Source organism: Pseudomonas sp. NBRC 111133, assembly GCF_001320605.1.
In the GTDB taxonomy this organism is placed as follows: Bacteria; Pseudomonadota; Gammaproteobacteria; order Pseudomonadales; family Pseudomonadaceae; genus Aquipseudomonas; species Aquipseudomonas monteilii.
The window spans coordinates 52,528-75,535 of record NZ_BCBJ01000069.1 but is presented as its reverse complement, the minus strand read 5'-3'; the positions used below and the strand labels follow the sequence as shown (position 1 = coordinate 75,535).

Genomic DNA, 23,008 nt, shown 5'->3' with positions numbered 1-23,008 from the left:
TGAGCCGCTTTCAAGAGGAAGAGAGGAATATCTGAGTGTTTTCCTCCCCAGCCGCCGAAACTTTACACCTGATGCGCTCCATGATTTCTTCTCCAAGCTCGCGTGATGTAAAGTCGAACCTGAGCTGGTAAGACTTTTCGCTGCGCTCGGCTTCCCAATACGAAAGCCCCTGATCAAACTGGATGGTCAGTTGATTACCGGAGCGCAGCTTAAGCTGTAGCCGGCGGTAGTGCGGCAAGGTAGGCAGGCTTAGCACCTCTCCCTCGCGGCCGCAGTACGCCAGAGCCTGGCGGAGGGCCTCATCGCGCTCGCGAGCTGAGTGCCAGTCATGCCGGCACTGCCAAGGCGAGCGATTGTCTTCCCGCTGATATTGTCGGCCTAGGATTCGGATAGAGAAATCTGCATCACTCAGCCGTCCGAGCTCGTGGATCACGCTGACCAGCAGATTCACAACTAGCGGGCTGCATACGTAACGGTCGCTGTAAACCAGTTCTGTAATTGGATCCTTGCCTGTGAGGGCATCATTAATCAGGCCATTGGCCTCAGTACCTAGGTGCTCCCAGAACCGACGAGCAAAGTTGTCGAGCGAGCCATCCAGCTGATTGCCGATCTCGATCTTGATCAAGCCAGGGGGTGGGGCCGGCATGAGATCGGCAGCATTCAAGATGCGCTCTGCCTTGAGGTCGGAGGGGGTGCCTCGGATGATCCGTGCACCGGCCTCCGCTAGATCCCATGTGTGGCCAGGTGCGGCCAGGTTCGTATTGTCGCTAGCCCAGGCAATGCAGCCTTGTGGGCCTTGCAGTGAGACATTGAGTGCCAGCGCCCCGAGATCCGGTATGGAATTGTGTAGGCATATCTGTACTCCGTTGAAGGCTAGCTTTGCCAACCATTCCTTTTGGTCTCTTGGCAGGCTGGAAACGGTACTTTCCAGTAAATGTAATTGCACTAGGTGTCCGACGCTTTCCCAACTATGCAGTTGATGCCTCAGGCGGCGTGCGACAGCAAGATCCCACTCTTCGGCGGGTGCAGTGAAGTAAATGGCTACGGTCTTCGCGTTGTCGTCCCTAGTAATCGCTCTTTCGACCGCTTCCTGTAGAGTGGCGATTTCTGCCTGGCTTTTCGGACCAAAGACAGCGAGCTCGGCGGGCAGCGCCAGGCCGGCAAGCCAAGTCTGATTGATCCACTCCAGCGCGACATGACGATTGAGGCGCTCGGCCTCGAAGCGGGTATCGAAGCTGAGCAGGCAGTTCTGGCAGGCATGCGAGCAGTTGCAGCTGTCCAGACGGGCGATGACCTTTCGCCACAGGCTGGCTTCATTCAGCCGCTCCGCGGCCTGGGTGGTGTAGCCACCGCTGCGCAGGTCGAACACCCGGATGGCGCGGGTTGGCTGGCCATCGACCTTGATCGGGTGGCTGTCGCAGCCCAGCTCCTCGCTCTGTATGCCCAGATCGGCGGCAATCGCTTCGCGCAGCGCCACGGCAATCGAATAGGCGGTGACGTCGTCGTTGAGCAGTTCGCCGCTGGAAGGGTTGCGCAGCACCAGTTCCAGCGCATCGGTCAGGCTGTCATGGCCCAAGTGGACGTTCTGCTTGATCTTCCAGCTGTTGTGGCTGCCGGGGCAGATGTTGTCCCTGTCGTCGCTCCTGCCGCCACGCAGGCGGCGGTGCTGCGCCTTCTGGCGGAAGGCAGCCGGCAGATATTGTTCATTCGCTGGCGCAGAGCCGTCAGGGTGGCTGAGCATCGGCTCGGCCTTGCCGCACTCCAGGCAGATGGCAAAGCCCTTCTGGTTGGCGCCCGATGTGTAGTTGAACAGCTGCGCCTGCTGGCTGGCGCGGAACTGGCCGAGTGCCGGGTTGGCCAGGCAGACCCAGCTGGCCGGTACGTTCAGCCAGGGCGCATTGACCGGCACATACTGCAGGCGGCTGATGTCGTTGTGCGGCTCGTCGAAGAAGTCCACGGCAAAGCCGGAGGGCACCAGATATTCGCGAATATTTTCATCTTTGATCGGCTCACCGCACGCCTGGCAGTTGATCTCCCGTCCGGGGTTGATGGCCGTGTTGCTGGCACCGCACTTATTGCAGTGCCAAGCTTTCTTGAACAGCTGCAGCTCCTTGACGTTTTCGGCAGAGGCGGGAGCGTGCCAGTTCAGGGTGATGCCGGAGGACTTGTAGACCAGCCCATCCATGACCAGTTCGGCGCCCGGCGCATATTCGCGCAGGCCGGTGATACGGTCGCGGGAAGCCAGCGAGCGGTAGCGTGCACGGTTGTCCTCGCGCTTGTCGCCTTCCTCCTGCTTCAGGGTCTGCATGCAGCGGTTGTCGAAGCTGACGATATCGGTCGGGAAGCCGTAGCCAGGCAGGAAGCGCCGGTCGGCCAGCTCGCTCAGCAGGTACTCCTTCTCGATGCGGCTGAGCTGTGCCTCCATGGCTCGGTAGGCAGCGGCCTTCTTGTCGGCAATCTGCTGCAGTTGGGCTTCGCTGGCCGAGTATTCCTGCTGCCATGCCTGCATGATCTCTTTCATGCGGCGGCTGGCGTGCTTGAACAGCTCGGGCTGCGGGGTGGTATCGAGGAAGCTGCGGCGGGTGATGTCCTTGAGGGCCTGTCCCACCAGCGTTTCGGTATCGACCGCCTGGTTGTCGCACCACAGGCAGAATCGCGCGGCCAGCGACATAGGCAGTTCGCCGTCGAGGAAGAAGGCACCGGCGGTCATCGACTTGATTTCCTGGGCGGCGACCACGTGCTTGAGCCAGTGCGACAGCAGCCAGGCATTGACGTGGCGCTGTACCAGATCGGGGCTCTGCAGGGACACCTTGGGCATGCGCATGGGCGTGTTGAACGGCCAGAGCGGGTTGTTGAACACGCTCTGGTCGTGCGGGGTGTTCTTGCAGACGGCCAGGGCCAGCGAGCGTCCCTCGCGGCGGCGCCCGGCACGGCCGGCACGCTGCAGATAGTTGGCCGGGTGCGGGGGCACGTTGTTCATCGCCACCACGCTGATGCCGCCGATGTCCACGCCCATTTCCATGGTGGTCGAGCAGCTCAGCAGGTTCAGCCTGCCGGTCTTGAACAGGCCTTCGTAGCTGTCCAGCTTGCTCTTCGGCTGCTGTGCCGAGTGCTCGGCGGCACGGAAGTAGTGGCCCCCCTCGATGATCCGGTCCATGACGTCCGACCAGAGCGCGTCCTTGCGCAGCTGCTGGATCTGCGGCTCGCTGTTCAGCCAAGCGCGGATCGCCAGCAGGCCCTCATCACCCGGCACATGCAGGAGCGCCTCGGGCGGACGCGGCAGGGTGTAGGGCGTCACCTTGACGACCATCTCGCGGTCGGTACGTGGCGTATAGGGACTGAGCTGCTCGAACGGGGTGTTGATGAAGCGCCGCGATACCGGGCACAGGTAGACCGTTTCGGGCAGCCGGAAGCTCAGGTCCTTGAGGTCGAGCTGATAGCCGTCGCCTGACGAAATCAGCAGCTTTGCCTGCTGGGTCAGTACCCGCCAGGCTTCGCTCAGGATCGAGTCGATCTGGTCCTGATGGGCCGCGGTTGACCAGTTGAATGCCTTGCAGAGCAGCAGGATGGCCCGTGACTGGAGGCTGCTGACGGTATTGACGGATGGCCAGCGGGCAAAGCGACTTTGCAGCTTTTCAGGCTTTTCCCCCAGGACCGGCGCCACGACCCATTTGGGGCTGATGCGTGCGCCGATCAGCGACTGCCAGCGTTTGTCGATGTTCAGGAGGGTGTTTTCGCGGACGAAGAAGTCCAGCAGCACCTTCAGGTAGGTGCGCCAAGTGTCGACATCCAGATGTTTGGGCCAGGCCATGGGCTTGCTGGTGATGCTGTCCAGCTTGGGATAGCAGACCTGTACCAGGCCGAGGGTTTCCAGGCTGTTGGCACGCTTCGGGCGGCGATAGAACTCGCGGGCCAGCAGCATGTTGGCCAGGGCGACACTACCCTGCGGGCCGAAGGTGTTCGGTGCGAGGTTGTTGTAGTAGTCGAGCATACCCATCTGCAGCTCCGGCGTGCCGCCCAGATGGTTGGCCATGTCGGTCCAGCTGATTTCCGCGCCTTTGGCCGCTTCAGCTTGCATGTCCAGCAAGGATTGCAAGTGCTTTTGCTCGATACGACTCAATCGCTCTGCTGTTTGAAGGTCTTGCAGGTCCTGCAAGTCCTCTGCGGACAGTCCATTGACGGGTTGTGCCTGCAGCAGGCGCTGATAGATCAGCCCGCGAATCCGGTTGCGCTCGGAGTCCTGCTGCAGCTTGACGGCAATCCGTGCGGTGCCCTGGCGGCTGTCGGTGAAGGAGATCAGCTTGCGGCCCTGGAACGGCTTGCCGGTCGGCATCGGATCCGGCGGGCAGAACTCCAGCAGGGTGCCGATCACCGTGCTGAGGGTGAAGGGCGTACCGATGCGCGCGGGGCGCAGCAGGCTGCGGCCCTGGATATTGGCGCCACAGCAGGGGCATTCGTTCTTGGCAGTGCGGAAGAGCTGCAGCTCGATGCCACCATCCGCCGGACGATTGGGCGTCAGTCGGTGAGTGGCGCGATCGAGGAAGTCGGCACTGCCTTTCTTGACGGCGCGATTGGTGATCAGGATCTGGATGGATGACACAGTATCCTTATCCTTGGTCTGATCATCGGCCTCCGTGGCTTCATCTTCGAGAGCGAACTCGTCGTCCTGTTGCTGTGTCGGATCGACCAGAGCACTGCTACTGCTTTTGGTGGCCGCCTGCAGGAAGCTCTCGTTGCACTCCTCGCAGGACACCAGTGGCATCAGCGGCGCGCCGCAGCGGCAGTGAGTCCGCTCCTCCAGATAGACCATGCCGAACGGCCAGTCGGCATGTGCCAGCGCGGTGCCGGCCTTGTGGCTGCAGTTGCGGTCCACGCAGGCGCGGATTGCCGGAATCACGTTATGGAACAGGTGTGCGCGCAGCGGCAGGAAGGACAGCCCTTCGGCACTCTTGGTGCCGGACAGCAGATCCAGCCAGGCGAGCACCTGCGCCGAGGGTAGACCGGACTCACGGATCAGCCCTTGCAGGCTTTGTGGTTTCACCTGGCCATTAGGCATGAACAGGGCGCGCAGCCGCCGAGCGGTGGGGCTGGCCTCCAGACGCTGGTAGCGCAGCGCCGACTGTTCCTGGTCCGCCTCGATGGCGCCGATGGCTTCAGGGGTGTCCTGCTCGGCAACCAGGGTGGCGTTCAGCAGCGCCGGGATATCCCGATGTCCCTGCACGACATGCACCTGCTGCGGATCCACTCCGCCGATATCGGCGAGGAAGGTGCGCAGGCTCTCGATGGTCTGGGTATCCGAGCCGAAGGTGGCCGAGGTTGCCACGAAGCGCACATCCTGCGGCTTGACCTGGAAGGCCAGCATCACCCGGCGCAGCAGCAGCGCCATCTCCGCGGCCTGGGAGCCGATGTGGGTGTGCGCCTCGTCCAGAATGATCCAGCGCAGCTTGCCGGCCGACTTCTGCAGGATCGGCTCGTCATCCTTGCGGATGAGCATGTACTCCAGCATGGTCGCGTTGGTCACCAGCAGTTGCGGCGGGCTGGCGCGCAGGCTCTTGCGGTCGATCACCTGGCCATCGTACTGCTGGTCTCTATTCCTGCGTTCGTTCTCCAGGGCACCGGTGTATAGACAATGGCGAATCTGTCCGCCGAATCCGTGGGTCCAGGCATCCAGGCGGTTCTGTTGCGAGTTGATCAGGGCGTTTAAAGGGTAGATGAACAGGGCGCGGACACCCTCCGGGTCTTCGCCAGCGTCGATTTCCTTGGCCAGCTGGCTGAGGACCGGTACCAGGAAACACTCGGTTTTGCCCGAGCCGGTGCCGCTGGTCACCACCAGTGATTGCGGCTCGGGACGGTTGAGAATCTCCCAGGCCGCCAACTGGTGGGTGAAAGGATGGCGATTGCTGGGGAAGGCATATTCCTCTGCAAGATCATGGGGCTCCTTGGGCGGGGCCGCCATGGCTTCGGCAAGGCGTCGGTGTAGTAGGTTACCGCCGGCCAGCGAACTCATGGTTTCAGAGCTTTCCTGCCAGCCGAAGGTCGGCTCGAAGACTGGGTCGGCCAGCCAGGCGCCCGGAGTGCCGGGGGCAGCGGTCAGCTGATCATGCAGGAACTGCCGCAGCTGCGGATTGCCGAGGCTGAGCAGGCCCTGGGCGGCCCGCTCGCTGCGGGTGCTCAGGTTGCCGGTGAGGGCGGAGAAATAGTTCTTCTGATAGAGCATGGGATTCACTTCTGCATCGAGGCGGCTTGCGCCATGGCCAGGCCGAGTTGATAGGCCGAGTCAAACCAGACGCTATCGAACTGGCGAGCATTTCTGAGGCTGAACAGGCGTGCCGGGTCGGCTTGCCATTGCTGCCCGCGGCCAGCGTAGGTATCGAAGGCGGCCATGAAGGGCAGCATGACCGTGGCCAACTTGAAGTCGTTGGCAGGGAGCTTGCTGCAGCGGAGGAGCATTTGCCCGTGGGGCGTTTTCAGGAAGGCTCCTATATCCGTATTGCCGCTGCCGGGGTATTGATGGGTTTCGGCAGGGTTCCGCCGGAACATCTGCTGCATGGCCGAGTGCTCGCCATCAAACAGGTGCGACTGCCAGGAGGCGGTGAGCATCGCCGGGTTTTTCAGGAAGAACCCCACATCCGGGCTTTGCAGATCGAAGGAGTGGTGCAGGCCCTGATCGAAGATAAAGCGCAGCGCGGGCTGCCAGCGAGACAGGAACTGGCTCTTACTCTGGATGTCGGTGCGGATCAGCGACAGTAGCCGGGGATTGTCGACGGCCAGCTGTTGGCGCAATGTCGCAAAGGTGTCGAACCAGTGCTCCGGGGCAATCAGCAGCCACTCGAAGGGCAGCTCGCAGGGCAGGCGCTCGGCCAGGCGGCTGGAGAAATCGTCCAGCCGCAGGGTGGCCATGGCCAGCGCTTGCGGCTCGCGGATCAGTGCCTGGCAGATATCCAGGCTGGCCAGCGGCAGATGGTGCAGCCGGTCCAGCAGCAGTTCCAGCGTCTGCCAGTCCTCGGCTTCCGGATCCGCGGCCATGGCGCGCAGCGCGGCTCGGAGCAGGCGCATGCGCTCTTCACCATCGGCTTCGCAGAGCGCGTCGCGCAGCGGGGTCAGGGGCTTCGACAGTTGTCTCACGGTCGGCGGCACGACGGTCGGACGGCTGTGCAGTTTGGAGTCGTCGGGGGTGTACAGCAGCCAGGGACCAACCGCATCGGTCGGCAGGCTGACCAGCCAGTTGCCGGTGAACACCTGCTCGGAGAAATGCAGCGGCAGGCTGACTGGGTCATGTTCCGGCTCGGCCAGAGGCAGGGCCAGTATCAGGCCCTCGGCCTGGGACTGCTCGGGCAGGAGATCACGAGCGCCATCGCTCAGGGAGGCCATTTCTTTTTGGCTGTGCAGGCGGATGCGCGTCGAGTAGCGGCCCACCTGCAGGCGGGCGTGGGTCTGGTGGGCGTGGATCAGCTCCAGCTGCACGGTATGATCGAGTCCGGGGTGGCAGGACATCATCTGCTGGATTGCCGGAATCAGCTCGAACAGACGGATTTCGCGGATCCCGGTGTAGCGAATTTCCTGCGACAGGGTGGAGCGTGAGTCGGTGCCGCCGGAGGTCAGGCGAATCTGCCAGTTCTCGGCGCCCTGTGTCGACATCAATACCGCACGGCATCCGATCAGCTCTTCGATGGTCAGGGCCTGATTCAGCTTGAGAGGAGTGTCGTTGCGCAGCAGCGTGACGCCATAGCCGGGGAAGGGCAGAGTGAGCTTCTGCTCGCCGTCGGGCCACTGCAGGCACAGCGGAACCGTGGTGGCCGGCCGGCTGCCGGTGCTCTTCAGCCGCAGGGCCAGGCCTGTTCCATCATGGCGGCGCTCCAGCGCGATCTGTTCGCTCTCGCAGCGCACGGGCACATCAGGCCAGTGGTGAAGGCGAATGCTGCCCTCGAGGGTAGTGGCGCCCGGCGCGTAGGTGATGGAGGCTTCGTCCGGGAGAAGCACGGCGCGGGTGTTCAGCAGGCGCTGGCCATCCTTGCGCCAGATCAGCCGGCACAGCCCCGGCGCCCGGGCTTGGGCGAGCGGCAGCTCCTTGCCCTGCGTGCGGACAAACAGCTCATGGGCGGGCGCATAGCTGGAAAAGCCCGTTCCCTGCTCAATGCGTAGGCGCGGCGTGCCACGGAACAGCAGCCCCGGCACGGAGAGCGCCTCCAGACTGTTGCCATGCCAGTAGGCTTCCGGGTGGCGGGTAGCGCTGGCGCTGATGGTGACAACGAAGGGCTGTTGTTTGTACGTGAGCCGGGTGGTACCGGCGGGAAGTTCCATCAGCATTTGCCCGTCGGCCAGGCAGTCATGCAGCTCGCGAGCCTCGCCTTCTTCGGCATACACGATGGTTCTTGCCGGCATGGCCGCCAGTGCCGACTCGCCCTTGACCAGCGCATCGCCCTGGGCGAGCAGGCGGGCAAAGGGGTAGGTATTCTCGAAGATCAGCGGCTCGTCATGGCTCAAGGCTTCGCCGCCCGGTAGGTTGGCAATGTGCAGGGTGGCGCCCCAGCGGCTGACGATCAGCTGCGCGGCATTGTGCAGGCTGTGGATGGCCGGCAGCGGCCTGGCGATCAGCTGGTATTCCTCGTCTCTAAGCAGGGCTTCGCCGACCAGGTATTCCCGCTCGCCGATGCGCAGCAGGAGCTGGAAGTGTGGCGGCAGCGCATCCACGGCCATCCCCAGCGCCTCGGCAACCTGATCGCGCCTGGCCTGAGCCTGCATCACGAAGGACTGCTCGTAGACGGGTATGGAGCCATCGGAACTGAAGCGCAGGCCGCGCTGGATCTGGAAAGGAGGCCGCCGCGACTGGGGCGTGATGCTGACTGTATCCCGGACCAGACCCTTGATCAGGCTGGCGGCGGCCTGGGAATCGAGGGCGATGGGGAAGAGCTCTTCCCAGTGAGGGCACTCTTCCTGCAGCCGGGCGATTGGGTCTTGGGCGCCCTGCAGGGCATAGGCCTTGCGGATGTGCAGCACCGCCTTGACCAAGCTGTCGAGCAGTTCGTAGACCGGCGCCTGCTGGTAGCAGGCGGGCAAAAGCTCGGCCTGGGCCTCGATGGCCTGGCGCAGATGCTCATCCTGCAGGCGGTATTCCAGTGCCTGCTCAGTGACCATGCGTAGCAGGCGGGATAACCCGCCCTGTGCCGACTCGACAAGGCGCATGGGCAGGCCGCCATTCACCGCGACCAGGCCGATGAAACGTTTGCCTTCACTTTTTATAGTGGTTTGCAGACGCCACTGACGACGCCCATCAATTACCAGGCTGCGGGTCTTCTCATGAGCTACCTTTCTCTGGCCGGCTGCCTCGCACAGTGGTCCCCAGCGCCATGCTCCCCCTGGATATTCGCGCTTCCACCATTCGGCCGCAAAAAGTAGCCAGGCCTGAGCATATTCGGGGTGCGCGTGTTGCCCTAGGTTGAGCCCATGCAAGAGCTGGCGCAGTGTCTCGAATTCTTCTGATGAGGTCTTATAGGCGAATAGGGGACGACCATCCGGCTCTTGCAGTCCACGCCTAGATAAAAAATCTGAAATCCATTGGACAAGCGGCACACATAATTCCTTTTTTGTGAACGAGTGAGCTGCCTCAAAGGCTGTCCTTGGATCGTGTCCTTTTTTCAGTCTTAAAACAAGGCGACGGATTCATCCGGCTTGTGGGGGCTGGAGATGAAGTGCATTGATGGATGCACGTGAATCAAGAGATGCTCAGCCTCCGTTCAGCAAGGCAGCCGCCATACCGTCCAGTCGTTTTTTTGTCTTTTCCCATTGCGGCATGACCTGCTGCATAAGGCGGTAGAACCGCTCACTGTGGTTGTGTTCGGCGATGTGGCAAAGCTCATGCAAGATCACATAGTCGATGCACTCGCGGGATGCTTTAACCAAGTGGGGATTGAGCGTGATACGGCCCGCAGGTGAACAACTGCCCCACTGTGTCTGCATGCTTAGGATGCGCAGTGGCGGCTTGGCTGCAACCCAAAGGGCTTGTTGCAAGACAGCGTCTAGACGTCGATCAAACACCTCACGGGCGCGAGCTTTGTACCAGGCGTAAAGGAGTGCGCGGATCTTGTCTGCCGACTTGACCCGAACAGAAACCTCCAGCTTGCCCCGCAACAAACGCACCTGCTGTAGCTCATCAGGCGCCTCAATCACCTTGAGCACATACTGCTTGCCTAAGTAGTAGTGGCTTTCCCCGCTGACGTACTGCCGCGGGCGAACGTGGGTTAGCTGAGCACGGAACTCACGAAGCTGCTCATAGATCCAGCGACCGCGTCGTTTCAGCGCGGCCAATACCTGTTCATCGCTGGCCCCATCCGGCGCACTGACGCGCACGCGGCAGTCCGGATCGACTTTGATCAGAATGCGTGAAACATCGCGAGCCCTTCGCGTCCTTTCAACCTGTATCAACTCATCGGCATAGTGGAAGCTCAGCCAGCTCGACACTGCGGAGGCAGGTGGAGCGCTCATGACGATGGGTACACTCATAAGCCGGACAAGCCTACTCGCGTGATTTGCACCACCCACTCAACCATGGCCTTCGCCTGATCCATGCCAGCGCCCACCGCTTTGCACTCCTTGAAGAGCAGCGGCAGTAGCTTCTTGCGAATATCGCTCTCAATATTTTGTGGGTTGATTGAATGCTCAGCCACTGAGGTCGTGACCATTTCATCCAGGCTGAAAGCTAGTTTTACCCAGTGCTCCTGTGCCTGTTCATCAGCTGAAACCAAGGCCTCAGGAAGGCTCTTCTTGAAAATGCCGAAGTACGCCTGGGCATGCCGGTTACCCGCAAACACATCGGGCAGCTCATCGAGCTTGCGGGCCTGCACCTTCTGCTCAAATTCGTGGAATAGCAGGTATTGCTTAAGCGGGTGGTCAAATAGCTTTGCTGCCTCTTCGATGGCCTGGCGCAGCAGTTTGGAGAACGCTTCTTGGGCGTAGGGGTCATCACGCAACTCCTGCTCAATCATCTTGCTGACGCGGGTCTTGATGATGTCTGTTTCGTTGCGTGTCTTTTCCTCGCTCCACTGTTCAGGCTTTTGCTGCCCCATCTTGCCGACTTCATAAACTCCGCCGGGGTCTTTCACCTCGACGCCTACCACATGCTTATCCAGCAGCTTACGTACCTGCTCGGCATACTGGTCGTAGTTCACCGTTTCACCGGCATCTTGTTTGGCGAGTTGGCGCAGACTGGAGAACTGTTTAAGGGTTTCCTTGTAATGAGCGCGGTCGGCATTGCTGAAGCTGGTGTCCTCGAAGAAGGATGCTGACTGCAAAGCGACCTTTAGGCAGGTAGCGAACTCGGTCAGCGCTTCGTAGAAGTCGTCGCGTACCTTGAGATTCACATCAACCAGCTCCCCATCGCGCTCTTGCATCCTGGGCACCAGCACTTGGCGTAGCTGTTCGATATCACCTTTGTTTTTCACATCGGAGAAGATCGCCCAGAGGTTCTTATGCAGCTGGGGTAGCCGTTTGTACTCGCTGCTCATCTGGTTGTAGAGGCCAGCGATGTCATTGATGTCATAGCCGCCCTGAGTGCGGGAGGCCAGATCCTGATACTTTTGGATCGTGGTATCCAGCTCGGAAAGGATGCCCCTGTAGTCGATCAGCAGGCCGAACTTCTTCAGTGGGTGCAGGCGGTTTACCCGAGCAATCGCCTGGATCAGGTTGTGCTCCTTAAGTGGCTTGTCGATGTAGAGCACGGTATTTTTCGGCTCATCGAATCCCGTCAGCAGCTTGTCCACCACTATCAGGAGCTTGAGAGAGTCATCCTTGTCGAATCGCTCGATCAATTGCTTGGTGTAGATCTGCTCATCCGTACTGCCGACGTTTTTCTTCCACCACTGGGTTACCTCGGGTGAGGCCGATTCATCCACATCGGTGTTGCCCTCACGGCTATCCGGCGGGCTCATCACAACGGCGCTCTCGAACAAGCCTGCCTCATCCAGATACTGCTTGTATTTGATTGCCGAGGCCTTGCTGTCGCAGGCCAATTGACCCTTCAGCCCCTCGTCGATGTTCTTCACGAAGTGGTTAGCAATATCTAGAGCTATCAGGCGAATACGGTCATCCGCGCTATAGATTTGCCCCTTCTTGGCGAACTTGCGCTTGAGGTCGGCTTTCTGCTGCTCGTTTAGCCCTTCAGTGATTCGCTCAAACCAACTGTCGATGGCGCGCGCATTTACATCCAGATCAGGTATGCGCTCTTCATAGAGCAACGGTGTCACAGCCTGATCCTCCACTGCGCGCTGCATGGTGTAGGCATGCACGATGGGGCCAAACTTGTTCGTCGTCTTATCGTCCTTGAGCAGCGGTGTGCCGGTAAACGCGACAAAGGCCGCATTGGGCAGTGCCTGCTTCATGCGGATATGGTTTTCACCACCTTGGCTACGGTGACCCTCATCGATAAGCACGATGATGTTGGCACTGGTGTTCACGCACTGTGGCAGCTTGGTAGCGCTGTTGAACTTCTGGATCAGCGAGAAAATGATGCGCTCGTTGCCCTTACCGATTTGCTCAGCCAAGCGCGTGCCGGAAGTGGCCATGGCAGCCTCGCGATCCTTCTTGCCAGCCAGTTCGCCGCCCGAGGCAAACGTTTTGCTCAGCTGGCTTTCCAGGTCAACCCGGTCGGTGACCATCACAATGCGGCACTGCTTGAGAGAGTCATGCAGGATCAGCGCCTTGCTCAGAAAAACCATGGTGAATGATTTGCCCGAGCCGGTTGTATGCCAGATGACACCACCTTCACGACCGCCGTCTTTGCGTTTCTGATTGATCCGTTCAATCAGCCGTTTGATGCCGAAAACCTGTTGGTAACGCGCGACGATCTTGCCGGCCTTCTTGTCGAACAAGGTGAAGAAACGAGTCATCTCCAGCAGCCTGGCTGGGGACAATAGGCTAATGAGCAACTGATCTTGGCCTGTCAGTGCGAGCTCGCCGCCAGCGATCAGGTTTTCGTACCAGTGCAGATCAGCCGCTGGGCGATGGCTGAAAATTGCCGCCTTCTGCACACCAGTCAGTTGGCGATTCTTTAGCGTGTACAACTCAGAGGTAGAGATATCCTCTTCGCGCCAGGCCGCCCAGAACTTAGCTGGCGTGCCGCAGGTGGCATAGCGCCCATCGCTGCCATTGATCGACAGCAGTAGCTGGCTATAGGCGAACAGTTTGGGAATTTCGTCATGGCGCTGGTTGCGCAGGCTTTGCGAAACGCCTTCGTCGATTGTCGGGCCTTTTTGTGCATTGCCATCCGGGCGCTTGGCCTCGATTACGACCAGAGGAATGCCATTGACGAAGCAAACGATATCCGGCCTGCGCGCTTCCACACCGCCGCTGCGGAGCACGCGAAATTCTTCAGTGAAGATAAAACTGTTGTTGGCTGGATTGTGCCAGTCGATCAGCGCCACGGTTGGGCTGGCCTTTTTACCATCCACGAACTCCGTCACCGAGATGCCATACAGCAGATGGTTATAGAGCCGTTCGTTTGCAGCCATCAATCCTTCATTGAGTGCAGGGCTGCACACTTCACTGATCAGGTTGTCGATAGCTTTTGCGGAAAGCGGGTACTCACCGCCTCCAAACAGGAAGCGCCGCTTACTCAGCTGCTCACGCAGCACATCACGCAGCACCACGTCATCGCTCTTACCGGCCCGCGCAGCCAGAGCGTGCTCGGGTGACATGAATTCCCAGCCGAGGTTGCAGAGCAGCGCCAGAGCAGGAAGCTTTGCGCTGTACTCCTCCTGAAATTTCGGTGTTGGTGTCATGCGCTGTGATTCTCCGGGCGGCCATCCAGTTTTCGCTGAAAACCAATCAGCTCATGAATCTGGCTGCTGTGTGGGTCATAGACCCATTCATGATCAAAAAGGCTGGTTAAACGCTGAGTCATAAAGCAATCGCCTACGACCAGGGAATAGAAGCGGTTGCCATGAGTACGCTGCTGCTCAATTTGCTGGCGTAAATGCTCTGGCAAGCTAGCCATGATGAAGTCTGAAATCATCAACAGGTCTGCTCGTTCATAGGCTTCGCTTTTCATCACACCCAACGCATGATCCAATGCCGGGATCGCATCCGTACCGCCGTGAAAGGACATGCCCAGAAACTTGATCAATGCCTCCATACCAAAGTCGTCGCCAAGATCAAGCGTCTCGATGCCGGTGGAAAAATTAATCAAATAGCATGCTCGCTTTTGCTGCCTGGCCTTGCCTGCAATGAAGAGCGCCACGGCTTTGGCAACCGTCTCAGGCATACCGCTCATAGAGCCGCTGGTGTCGACACAGATCACCATTGGCCCTTGTTTAGCTGCCTCTTCAACGCTACGCAGCTCTTCTTTTTGGTGATGTTGCTGCACGCGCTGAATGCCCTGCATGTCAAAACACATCAGGCGTGACTCGACATACTTGAGGTCGAAAAGAATGGACGTTTCGGGGTCAGCCAGAAGTGCCAACTCGCTGGGCAGCACATGCTCGATGTCACGCCCTAGGCGAATGCCGATGATCTCTTCTCGCGAATTGATATCCGGTAACTCAATGTCTTGCGTATAGCGCACCTGGGCTCGCTCGATACGCTCGGATAACTCCAGCTGGCGTAGCTTGCCCAGCAAATCACATAGCGACCGAACACCCGGATCATTGGCCAAGTAGTTAGCCCACCGCTTAAAGCGCTCGATCTCTTGTGCAGAGAAATTGCCTTTGGACAGGTCAAGGAATATACCCGGGTCCAACCCCAGCATTTCCAACTGCTGTTGAAGCTGTTGCAGTAACTGCAGAAATACCTCGAGCTCCTCCATGAACTGCCGGCGCAGCATGGATATGCGCTCAAGCTCCCACTCGGCCCGCGCTTTATCTAGCGCCTTTTGCCATTCATCTCGCAAAAGGCGGGCACTTACGGTGCTATCGGCCTGACGTTTTTTGGTAACTGTTTGAGAGGCCGTCACCGCTGCTAGCTCACGCTGCCAAAAAGATTGATTGTCCGGCAGTTTGGCTACACGACAGAGCGCAACATACTCCGCAACAGCTGCTGCCAGTTCTGCACTCGAAACAGGGGAAGACTGGTTCCGGGTTTTCCAGTTCGATAGCTGCTGCTCATATAGCGCAAAGGGGAACTCAGCTTTCAGCTCTTCAGCCGAGGCCAGCTGCCACAGCCGAATCCTCTCTGCTACGTGACCTGCAATCGAATCAGAGTCTCTTAATAGCGACGCGAAGATACGCTGAGCATTATCGCTAACATCCTTGGCAGCACTAGCCAGTAGATCTAGCGGCATAATTCTTCCAGCCGTTCGCAGTCTTTGATACGAAGTTGCAAACCTTCGATTTGTAGTGCTATTCCCGAAATTGCTAGAGAAATCTTATCTGCCGGCACAAAAGGCGAGCTCAGCTTAGTCTCGTAGGCTTTAAATTTTTTCTCTACTTTTTTCAGAGTGAAAGAGAGCTTCTCGCGAATTTCACTCACCGAAGAGGAAAGGGAGGTGATTAATCGTATATTAATATCCTCCTTTCTGTCGCCTTTGTGAAAAAGAACTTCAGGCGTGAACTTAATGCTCAGGTAATCCACGTGGCCGTTAGATAAGGTGATCTGACAGGTTCCTTGTCCGTCAAATTTGCACTTAACACTTTTCTGTTCATTACCTTTACTGTCTAGCGGGTGGAACTCGTCTTTTGTCTTGAGTCTATCTTTTGCGATGAATATCTCAAATGCTTTTTCGTAGTTGCTGTAGTAGCTGTTTTTGGGCTTGAAGGTGCCTTTGCATTGAAAGAAATCCTTGTTGGAGAGCTTTACCGTTTTGTAAATATCAGCAGAATGGAAAAGCTCCTTCTTTATCTCCTTGTCTAGTGCGTCTTTCTCTTTATCCAGTGCAGCCAAATCTATACCACTATCAAACCCACAGGCCTTTACCGCCTCCGCAACGATATCCCAGACAGCCTGACGATTTTCTTCATGAGTCCACAGGCAGTGCTGCAGCAGCAAGGCGTCACTATGGTTGGTTTCCTTGCGATCATTAAAAAAGGCTGCTGCCTTCATAAGCATCGCTGCGCGCTGCCAGCGGCGGTCGGAGACATAAACCTTGAGCGTTTCGTATTGCTGCTCCAGCTGTTCGCGGATCAAGTGAATGATGGTTAGCGTCTCAGCAGACAGCTTGACCTGATGCAATTGCGCCATCCACTCAGCCCATTCGCTGGACTTCACCTGTTGAGCCGAGGGGATATCGATTTTGGCTTCGGTCGGTTTGCTATTAAGTAGCTGATCGAAGTGCTGGGCTTCACGAATGGGCCCCACCATCAGCCTCACAATAAAGCGGTCATACAAGGCTTCTAGGCCTTGATTGGCATCTGGCGTTTCGTTGGATGCAGCAATCAGGGCCTTGAGTGGGGCTTTCTCAATGGCTTCACCATTACGGAACACATGCTCGTTAATCAACGTCAGCAGGGTATTCAAAATAGCTGGGCTGGACTTCCAGATTTCATCAAGGAAGGCGAAATCGGCCTTGGGCAGATAACTATCTGTTTTGCGAATGTAGCGATCTTCTTTCAGCGCTTTTATGGACACAGGGCCAAACACCTCTTCAGGTGTGCTGAAGCGGTTCATCAGGTATTCGAAATAGGTTGGCTGCTCAAAGGCGCAGGCTATACGGCGAGAAATCAGACTCTTGGCCGTGCCGGGTGGCCCGTATAAAAATGTATTCTGCCCGCAGAGTGCTCCCAGCAGGGATACCGCGATGATCTCTTCACGCTCAAACATGCCCGCGCTTACGCTGGCGACCAAATCCCCGATACGCTTTTGCAAACCCACATCCAACTCCTTGCAATCACTCGGCAGCCCTCATGGCTACCACATGGTCAAAAGCCGCCAGGTAATCTGACAGACAATGTAACTAAGCCTCAGTGTGCTGACCGACTTGCGCACGTATTCCGTTTTCGAAAGTCATCAGCAGCTTCATTTTCTCAACGATCAGGCCAAGCACTTCCTCTTCATCAAAGTGATCCAGCACCCAGCTAAAACCCAGGATGCTGTTGTTCTTCCCCTCACTCCATACCTTGGTTTCGTTTCCCGTGAAGAGCTTTCGGCCCTGCTCTTGCAGCGTCTCATCAACATCACACAGGTATACCCGTACCGATGGCTTCATCGTGCTGTTGGCACCGCTCAGGTAGAGCACAACGTCAGACCACGTTTTCCAGTTGTCGGAGGCATAACGCAGTGCGGGGCCATTCTTCCAATTGTGCCGCCGGGTATAACGCGCATAGCCGGGCACCTCGGCATCGAGCTTGTCGAGCACCTTAGCGTCGAGGGCATCAATGACCTGGTCCTTGAGGCGCGTCAGCTTGTTGATTTGATGCAGGTGCTCGATAACAAAGTTGACGGCTTTGGCGTCCATGGCCTTCTCCACAGTGATGTTTTCCAGATGCAGCAGGAAGTCGCGGGCAAACACCTGCCACTTATCTACAGGATGAGTCAGCATGCGCTGAGCCAGTTGCTGACGTGCAGCGTCAATAAATTTCGCATAACTCAGGCCATGCCATGCGGCCCGCACGCTTTTGCCTGATGGTGAGAGCACGGCATAAAACAGCGGGCGCTCACCATCGTTGAGTTTGCGCTGAGCGAAGGCTTCATAGTCGGCAAAGGGGTTCACTTGTCCGTGGAAAATCTTGTTTTCCAAGAGCAGATCCCATCCATCACCGGGGAGCACTAGGTCGATTCGGTTGCTGTTGTGGGTGACCACCTCGCGCTGGGGTGCCGCTCGCAAACTAGGCGTCAGCGTTGAGGTATTGGGCAGGCAATTCAGCAGCGCAGTGAGGAAGCACTCCTCCAATCCATGCACCTGCGCTGGGTTGAGGAAGAACGCCAGCAAATCCGTGGTGGGGTTTTCGTAATAGCCGCGCCCACCCAAGGCAAAAATGCTCGGCTCTCGCTCAGGCTGATAAAAGCGCTCGGCCTTCGCCAGCAGTGCGCGCAGTTGTTCCAAATCCATGGTGTAACTCCCTGATCGAGTGAGCGGGCAATTCGGTCACTTGGATTTCTTCTTTGCACTCAGGCGCTTTTCCAGACGTTCAAGCTCTGCCAGCTCTTGAGCATCGGCGGCCAAAGCCTCGGCGCTGCGGCGGTGTTGGTCAAACGTCTCATAACGCTCATGTGCCACCTGCTTCATCTGCTCGTGGCTGATGCTGCCGGCAGTGCGTAGCAGCGGTTGCTCGTTGAAGGCCATAAAGCTGTCGATGTATTGCCGCCAATCGGCGAGCATCAAGTGCTTACGCTGCTCGGCGCGTAGCTCAGCGAAGTCGAGGAACATGCCGACCAGGCGATTGAGCTGGTCTAGTTCCTCGGCATTCAGGTAGTTCTTGGCCACCACAACATCGGCTTTGCGCACCCGGTCGCCCTTGAAACTAAGCAGGTTCATATTGGGTGCGCTGGCATCGGCGCGCTGCACTATCAGCTCGGCGGCGGTGTGGCCGGTAACGGCGAAGAACAGCTTGTTCTGCACTTCGGCAAACAAGCGGGCGGTGTCCTGCTCATTGGCGCGGTAATCCTCGGCCAGAGTGAAGAGATCACGTACCTTTTGGTAGAAGCGCTTCTCCGAGGCCCGTATGTCACGGATGCGCTTGAGCAGCTCATCGAAGTAGTCCCAGCGGGGCTCCTTCAAGCGGGCGTCGTCCATCACGAAGCCCTTCTGCAGGTACTCACCCAAGGTGCGGGTGGCCCACTGACGAAACTGGGTGCCACGAGTTGAGCGCACCCGGTAGCCCACGGCGATGATCATCGGCAGAGCGTAGTACGCTAGGTTGCGCCTGACTTGGCGCGAGCCCTCGGCTTGAACTGTCAAGTTTTCCTTGACGGTTGCCTCCTCTGTCAACTCGCCCTCAGCGAGGACGTTCTGCACATGCAAGCTGATGTTCTGTTTGCTGGTTTGGTACAGCTCGGCCATTTCTAGTTGCGTCAGCCATACTTGGCCATCCAGTACGCGGAGCACTAGTTGAGCTTCGCCGTCGTCACTGGTGTAAAGGATCAGGTCATTAGCATCCATGTTATTGGCCTCTACCTCTTAGCGTTGAGCGCAGCATCTCTGATGCTCCGGGCATGGTCGGTCCATGCTCCTGCGCCAGTAAGCCGGTTTCGCTGCGGCTGAATAGGGCCTGCAAGACAATATCTCTCGATTCCTTGTCGATCTCTGCTTCGTTAGTGAGTGACAAATATAGGTAGGTTAGCTGCTCACGCTCTTCGGCATCGCGCATAAGGTGGAACGAACTAAACGCCAGCCTCGACAATACCCTCAGCAAGAACGCATACACACCCGCAAGGGAACCGAAAAGGATAACCCCTTGTATCGTGTTGAGCTGAACGGGAGTCTCGCGGCCTTGCAGCCACGTGACAAAGATTTCTTGAAAATTTATCGCTGCGACGATAACCAAAGCAACAATAGCTAGCGTCCAAAGCCCGCCTTGTATTCCATACTTACGCGCCGATTTTGCCCAATATTCGGCAGGTTTTTTCAGTTTCAGCTTTTCTTCATAAGTGCTTTCAAGGGTCGTGACTTTCTCAGTCCATTCGGCTAATTGTCGTTCAAATGCATTGGATTGCGACTTTATCTTTCGGCGGCCTAATGCTTTTTGTACTTTAGCAAGTTTGCTGCTAGAAGCCCTATTCTGTGTATCCCAATCTGTAATTTCAGATTTCAGCTCGCCAAACTCAGTGAATAGTTTGTCTTGGGCGTCGGCGAACTGCGTGCGCAGATGCCCAAGAGACAATTTCTCACCATGGCGGCGCTTTACTATTTGAGAGTCCTGATTGGCAAATTCATAAGCATACATGTAGCCTTTGAAATGCTCGATATTGCTAATATTCTGTACGGATTTTCGAATCGAAAAGTCCAAGAATGCATTAGCTGTATTATCGCCATGTTCTTTGAGGCACTGGACGAATGGTTCAACAAAAGGATGACCACGCCAAAGCCAGTCTCGCTGTAATCGCTGAAAATAGCTTTGCTGAAGCTGCTGTAGCTGACGGCTTAGATCATCGTCGCTCCAGACCTCTATGTTGTCCTTCCAACCCTGAATCGTATCTGCCGCTCGGGTGAATACATCGCCTGCATTCAGATGTGTATGGTTAGCGCTATTTCTATCGGTCTGGACTATCTGTTTACGCTCCTTCCAAAAGCTTGCTTCTGCCTCACAGAACGTCAGAAAGGAACGCAAGCTTAGAAAATTCGTTACATGCCCAGCGCAATCGGTCAGCCGAAAATTAATAGTGCGATCCTTCACATAGCCCCCTTGGCATCAACAGTGACTCTACGCTTGCCGGTAAGTAGCTGCTGCATCAGGGCTTTTTTCTCCTGCTTTAGGCAAGCGAGCTTCTGCTCTAGCGCAATAACCTGCTTGCTGGCGACATGCAGGATATCTGCAATCCGCTCTTGTTCCTCCAGAGAAGGCACCGGAACCTTAGTGTTCATGAACTCACTAGGCTTGATGTTGAGCAGGCCATTGTTGCGAACACCAGTATTGACCAGCTGGCCAAGCTGAGGCTTCAGGTAGTCAGCCTCAAATAGATACTTGAAATAGCGGTGACTAAGACCCGGCTTTAGCTTAAAGCAGACATAAACATGAGGCACTAGGCCGGCGTCAAAAGAATCTAGATCAAATATGCAGCCAAATTCATAGGTCTTGGAGTTTCCTTTGTTGTAAGCAAACTCGCCACGCTTGAGCAGGATATAGCTCTCGACGCTCTTGCCAGCCATAAAGCGATTATATTTTTCATCCTGCCGAACAAATCCGCTGAGGGATGATATGGTAAGCACTGGGTGATCGCCGCCATCAGACTTTCTTTGAATGCGCTCTGCAATTTCGGATATACGCTTGAAGTCCTGCTCCCCATCTTCCTCAGCGCTTTCATGACTGCCAAGCAGCTGCTGCATCAAAGCCTTTTTCTGCTGCAGGCTGTTTTCCAGAAGTTGCTCGGCAGTAGCGATGGCCTGATCCCAAGTGGAGAGAATCTTGGCGATTTTTTCTTGCTCGTGATGGGGTGGTACGGCAATTTTTAGTTTTTTGAAATATGGCAGGCCAATGGTTTTTATGGTTGAGCCCACCGCCTGACGCTCAAACTCTGGTTTCATCATTTGTAGCCAGTTATATAGAAACCAGCTATTCATTTTTTGGCTATTGTCACAGCGCCATGCGATAAAATGCTGGCTGACTGCCATAGGGCTAGCCAGAATGGCACTTTTTCCAACACCCGCATCACGGGACAAAATTACGGTTCCTGCTGGGTGCAGAACAGCAGATGAGTTCTGGATGCCTTCTTCTGAGATCTCCTTATCAGTATTAAAAATGAGTCCTTTGTCTAAATTAAAAGAGTCGGCAAGCGAAACCCATTTTATGCCCCCGTTCCAATAATTGGATTTCTCTTTGTTAGGCGTATGGCCACTGCCGCGAACAGTAAAATTATCGAGGAGGTCATACTTCCAGTCAGTAGGTATGTTGCTTTCTTGAGCGCTACGCACCATAGCCTAGCTCCTTTAAGTACACATCCATCTGCACTTCCAGCTCAGCCAGCTTCGCCTTCAGCTTCTCCCGCTCTTTGCGCACAAGCAGCAAGTCGACTGTTTCCTCTTCTTCAAAGGTATCCACATAGCGAGGGATATTTAGATTGTAATCGTTGTCGCGAATTTCCTGCAGGCTGGCACGGTGGCTGTACTTATCCGAGTTAATGCGGTGGCGATAAGTTACTAGGATGTTTTTGATCTGCTCATCCCCCAGCACGTTCTGGTTTTTACCTGACTTGAAGTCTCGGCTCGCGTCGATAAACAGTACGGTTTCATCGGTCTTGGCTTTGCTGAAGACCAAGATTGCAGCGGGGATGCCGGTGCCGTAGAAAAGCTTCTCCGGTAGGCCGATCACGGCATCCAGAAGGTTTTCCTCGATCAACTGCTGGCGAATCTTGCCTTCGCTGGAGCCGCGGAACAGCACACCGTGAGGCACGATCACCGCCATGCGCCCGGTCTTGGCTTTCAGGGTTTCGACCATGTGCAGGATAAAGGCGAAGTCACCTTTGGTTTTCGGCGGAATACCGCGTTTGAAGCGCCCAAACTGATCGTGCTCGGCTTCGTCATGGCCCCACTTGTCCAGCGAGAACGGCGGGTTAGCGGTGACGATATCGAACTTCAGCAATTGCCCATTGGTATCGAGCAGCTTGGGGTTGCGCAGGGTGTCGCCCCACTCAATCTTGTGGTTGTCCTCGCCATGGAGAAACATGTTCATCTTGGCCAGCGACCAGGTGGAGCCGATCGCTTCCTGGCCATAGAGGGCGTATTGCTTGCTGTTGTGGTGCTCGCGCACCTTGCGCCCGCACTTCATCAGCAGCGAGGCCGAGCCGCAGGCCGGGTCGCAGATGCTGTCGCCCGGTTGCGGGTCGAGCAGTTCGGCGATCAGCTCGGAAACTTCCGGTGGGGTGTAGAACTCACCAGCTTTCTGCCCGCCGCTGGCGGCGAAGTTTTTGATCAGGTACTCGTAGGCGTTGCCAATCACGTCCAGGCTGCCGACGCGGGATGGTTTGAGGTCGAGCTCTTCACGGGCGAAGTCTTCGAGCAGGTGGCGCAGGATGGTGTTCTTCTGCTTCTCCTCGCCCAGCTTGTCGGTGTTGAAGGAGATGTCCTGGAACACGCTCTTGCCGGCATCCTTGAGCTTGGTGCCATTAGCTTCCTCGATGGCATGCAGTGCCTGATCGATGCGCTCGCCATTGCCCGGCTCATAACGTCGATCGTAAAGGGCATAGAAGTTGGCATTGCGCGGTAACACGAAACGCTCGTTCTTGAGCATCTCCTCGATCAGTTCCGGCTCATCGCCGTATTCCATCCTGTAGCTGTCGTAGTGGTCCTGCCAGACATCGCTGATGTACTTGAGGAACAGCATGGTGAGGATGAAATCTTTATAGGTGTCCGCACTGATGGTGCCGCGGAAGGTATCGCAGGCAGCCCACAGCGCCTTGTTGATGTCGTCCTGGTTTACTTTGTCGCTCATGG

At 57.1% G+C, this 23,008-nt stretch carries 11 protein-coding genes; all 11 read right to left on the bottom strand.

Annotated elements, in window-relative coordinates; translation table 11 throughout:
* Positions 1 to 10: 10 nt before the first annotated feature.
* Positions 11 to 6,217 (bottom strand): DEAD/DEAH box helicase, encoded by a 6,207-nt coding sequence (locus tag APH36_RS16090; protein WP_054881254.1) that lies wholly within the window; start codon positions 6,215 to 6,217, stop codon positions 11 to 13.
* Positions 6,218 to 6,222: 5 nt separating this feature from the next.
* Entirely contained in the window at positions 6,223 to 9,570 is a 3,348-nt protein-coding gene (locus tag APH36_RS16085) for an STY4851/ECs_5259 family protein (RefSeq protein WP_223656451.1), read from the bottom strand.
* A 153-nt stretch (positions 9,571 to 9,723) separates the two neighbouring features.
* Complete coding sequence (locus tag APH36_RS16080; RefSeq protein WP_054881253.1) at positions 9,724 to 10,500, bottom strand: M48 family metallopeptidase; 777 nt, start codon at positions 10,498 to 10,500, stop codon at positions 9,724 to 9,726.
* Positions 10,497 to 13,772, bottom strand: coding sequence for a type I restriction endonuclease subunit R (locus APH36_RS16075; RefSeq protein ID WP_054881252.1), 3,276 nt, complete (start codon positions 13,770 to 13,772; stop codon positions 10,497 to 10,499). The genes APH36_RS16080 and APH36_RS16075 overlap by 4 nt, the downstream gene beginning before the upstream one ends.
* Positions 13,769 to 15,268 carry a VWA domain-containing protein gene (locus tag APH36_RS16070; protein ID WP_054881251.1) on the bottom strand — a complete coding sequence of 500 codons (1,500 nt, stop codon included), beginning with the start codon at positions 15,266 to 15,268 and terminating at the stop codon, positions 13,769 to 13,771. The genes APH36_RS16075 and APH36_RS16070 overlap by 4 nt, the downstream gene beginning before the upstream one ends.
* Entirely contained in the window at positions 15,259 to 16,794 is a 1,536-nt protein-coding gene (locus APH36_RS16065) for an AAA family ATPase (protein WP_054881250.1), read from the bottom strand. Before APH36_RS16065 ends, APH36_RS16070 begins: the two co-directional genes overlap by 10 nt.
* Positions 16,795 to 16,876: 82 nt before the next feature.
* Positions 16,877 to 17,971, bottom strand: a complete 1,095-nt coding sequence (locus APH36_RS16060; RefSeq protein WP_054881249.1) for a PD-(D/E)XK nuclease family protein — start codon at positions 17,969 to 17,971, stop codon at positions 16,877 to 16,879.
* Between the two features lie 36 nt (positions 17,972 to 18,007).
* Positions 18,008 to 19,021, bottom strand: a complete 1,014-nt coding sequence (locus APH36_RS16055) for a virulence RhuM family protein (RefSeq protein WP_003291346.1) — start codon at positions 19,019 to 19,021, stop codon at positions 18,008 to 18,010.
* Position 19,022: 1 nt separating this feature from the next.
* Positions 19,023 to 20,255, bottom strand: coding sequence for a DUF6161 domain-containing protein (locus tag APH36_RS16050; protein ID WP_054881248.1), 1,233 nt, complete (start codon positions 20,253 to 20,255; stop codon positions 19,023 to 19,025).
* The gene (locus tag APH36_RS16045) at positions 20,252 to 21,493 is read right to left on the bottom strand and encodes a restriction endonuclease subunit S (RefSeq protein ID WP_071534856.1); all 1,242 of its coding nucleotides are present in this window, start codon (positions 21,491 to 21,493) and stop codon (positions 20,252 to 20,254) included. The genes APH36_RS16050 and APH36_RS16045 overlap by 4 nt, the downstream gene beginning before the upstream one ends.
* Positions 21,483 to 23,006, bottom strand: a complete 1,524-nt coding sequence (locus tag APH36_RS16040; protein WP_033991389.1) for a type I restriction-modification system subunit M — start codon at positions 23,004 to 23,006, stop codon at positions 21,483 to 21,485. The genes APH36_RS16045 and APH36_RS16040 overlap by 11 nt, the downstream gene beginning before the upstream one ends.
* Between the last annotated feature and the right edge of the window lie 2 nt (positions 23,007 to 23,008).

Excerpts from the sequence above, each read along its gene's own strand:
- APH36_RS16080 (WP_054881253.1), bottom strand. The coding sequence starts at position 10,500 with ATGAGTGTACCCATCGTCATGAGCGCTCCACCTGCCTCCGCAGTGTCG.
- APH36_RS16045 (WP_071534856.1), bottom strand. The coding sequence starts at position 21,493 with ATGGTGCGTAGCGCTCAAGAAAGCAACATACCTACTGACTGGAAGTAT.
- APH36_RS16055 (WP_003291346.1), bottom strand. The coding sequence starts at position 19,021 with ATGGATGCTAATGACCTGATCCTTTACACCAGTGACGACGGCGAAGCT.
- APH36_RS16040 (WP_033991389.1), bottom strand. The coding sequence starts at position 23,006 with ATGAGCGACAAAGTAAACCAGGACGACATCAACAAGGCGCTGTGGGCT.
- APH36_RS16075 (WP_054881252.1), bottom strand. The coding sequence starts at position 13,772 with ATGACACCAACACCGAAATTTCAGGAGGAGTACAGCGCAAAGCTTCCT.
- APH36_RS16070 (WP_054881251.1), bottom strand. The coding sequence starts at position 15,268 with ATGCCGCTAGATCTACTGGCTAGTGCTGCCAAGGATGTTAGCGATAAT.
- APH36_RS16090 (WP_054881254.1), bottom strand. The coding sequence starts at position 6,217 with ATGCTCTATCAGAAGAACTATTTCTCCGCCCTCACCGGCAACCTGAGC.
- APH36_RS16060 (WP_054881249.1), bottom strand. The coding sequence starts at position 17,971 with ATGGATTTGGAACAACTGCGCGCACTGCTGGCGAAGGCCGAGCGCTTT.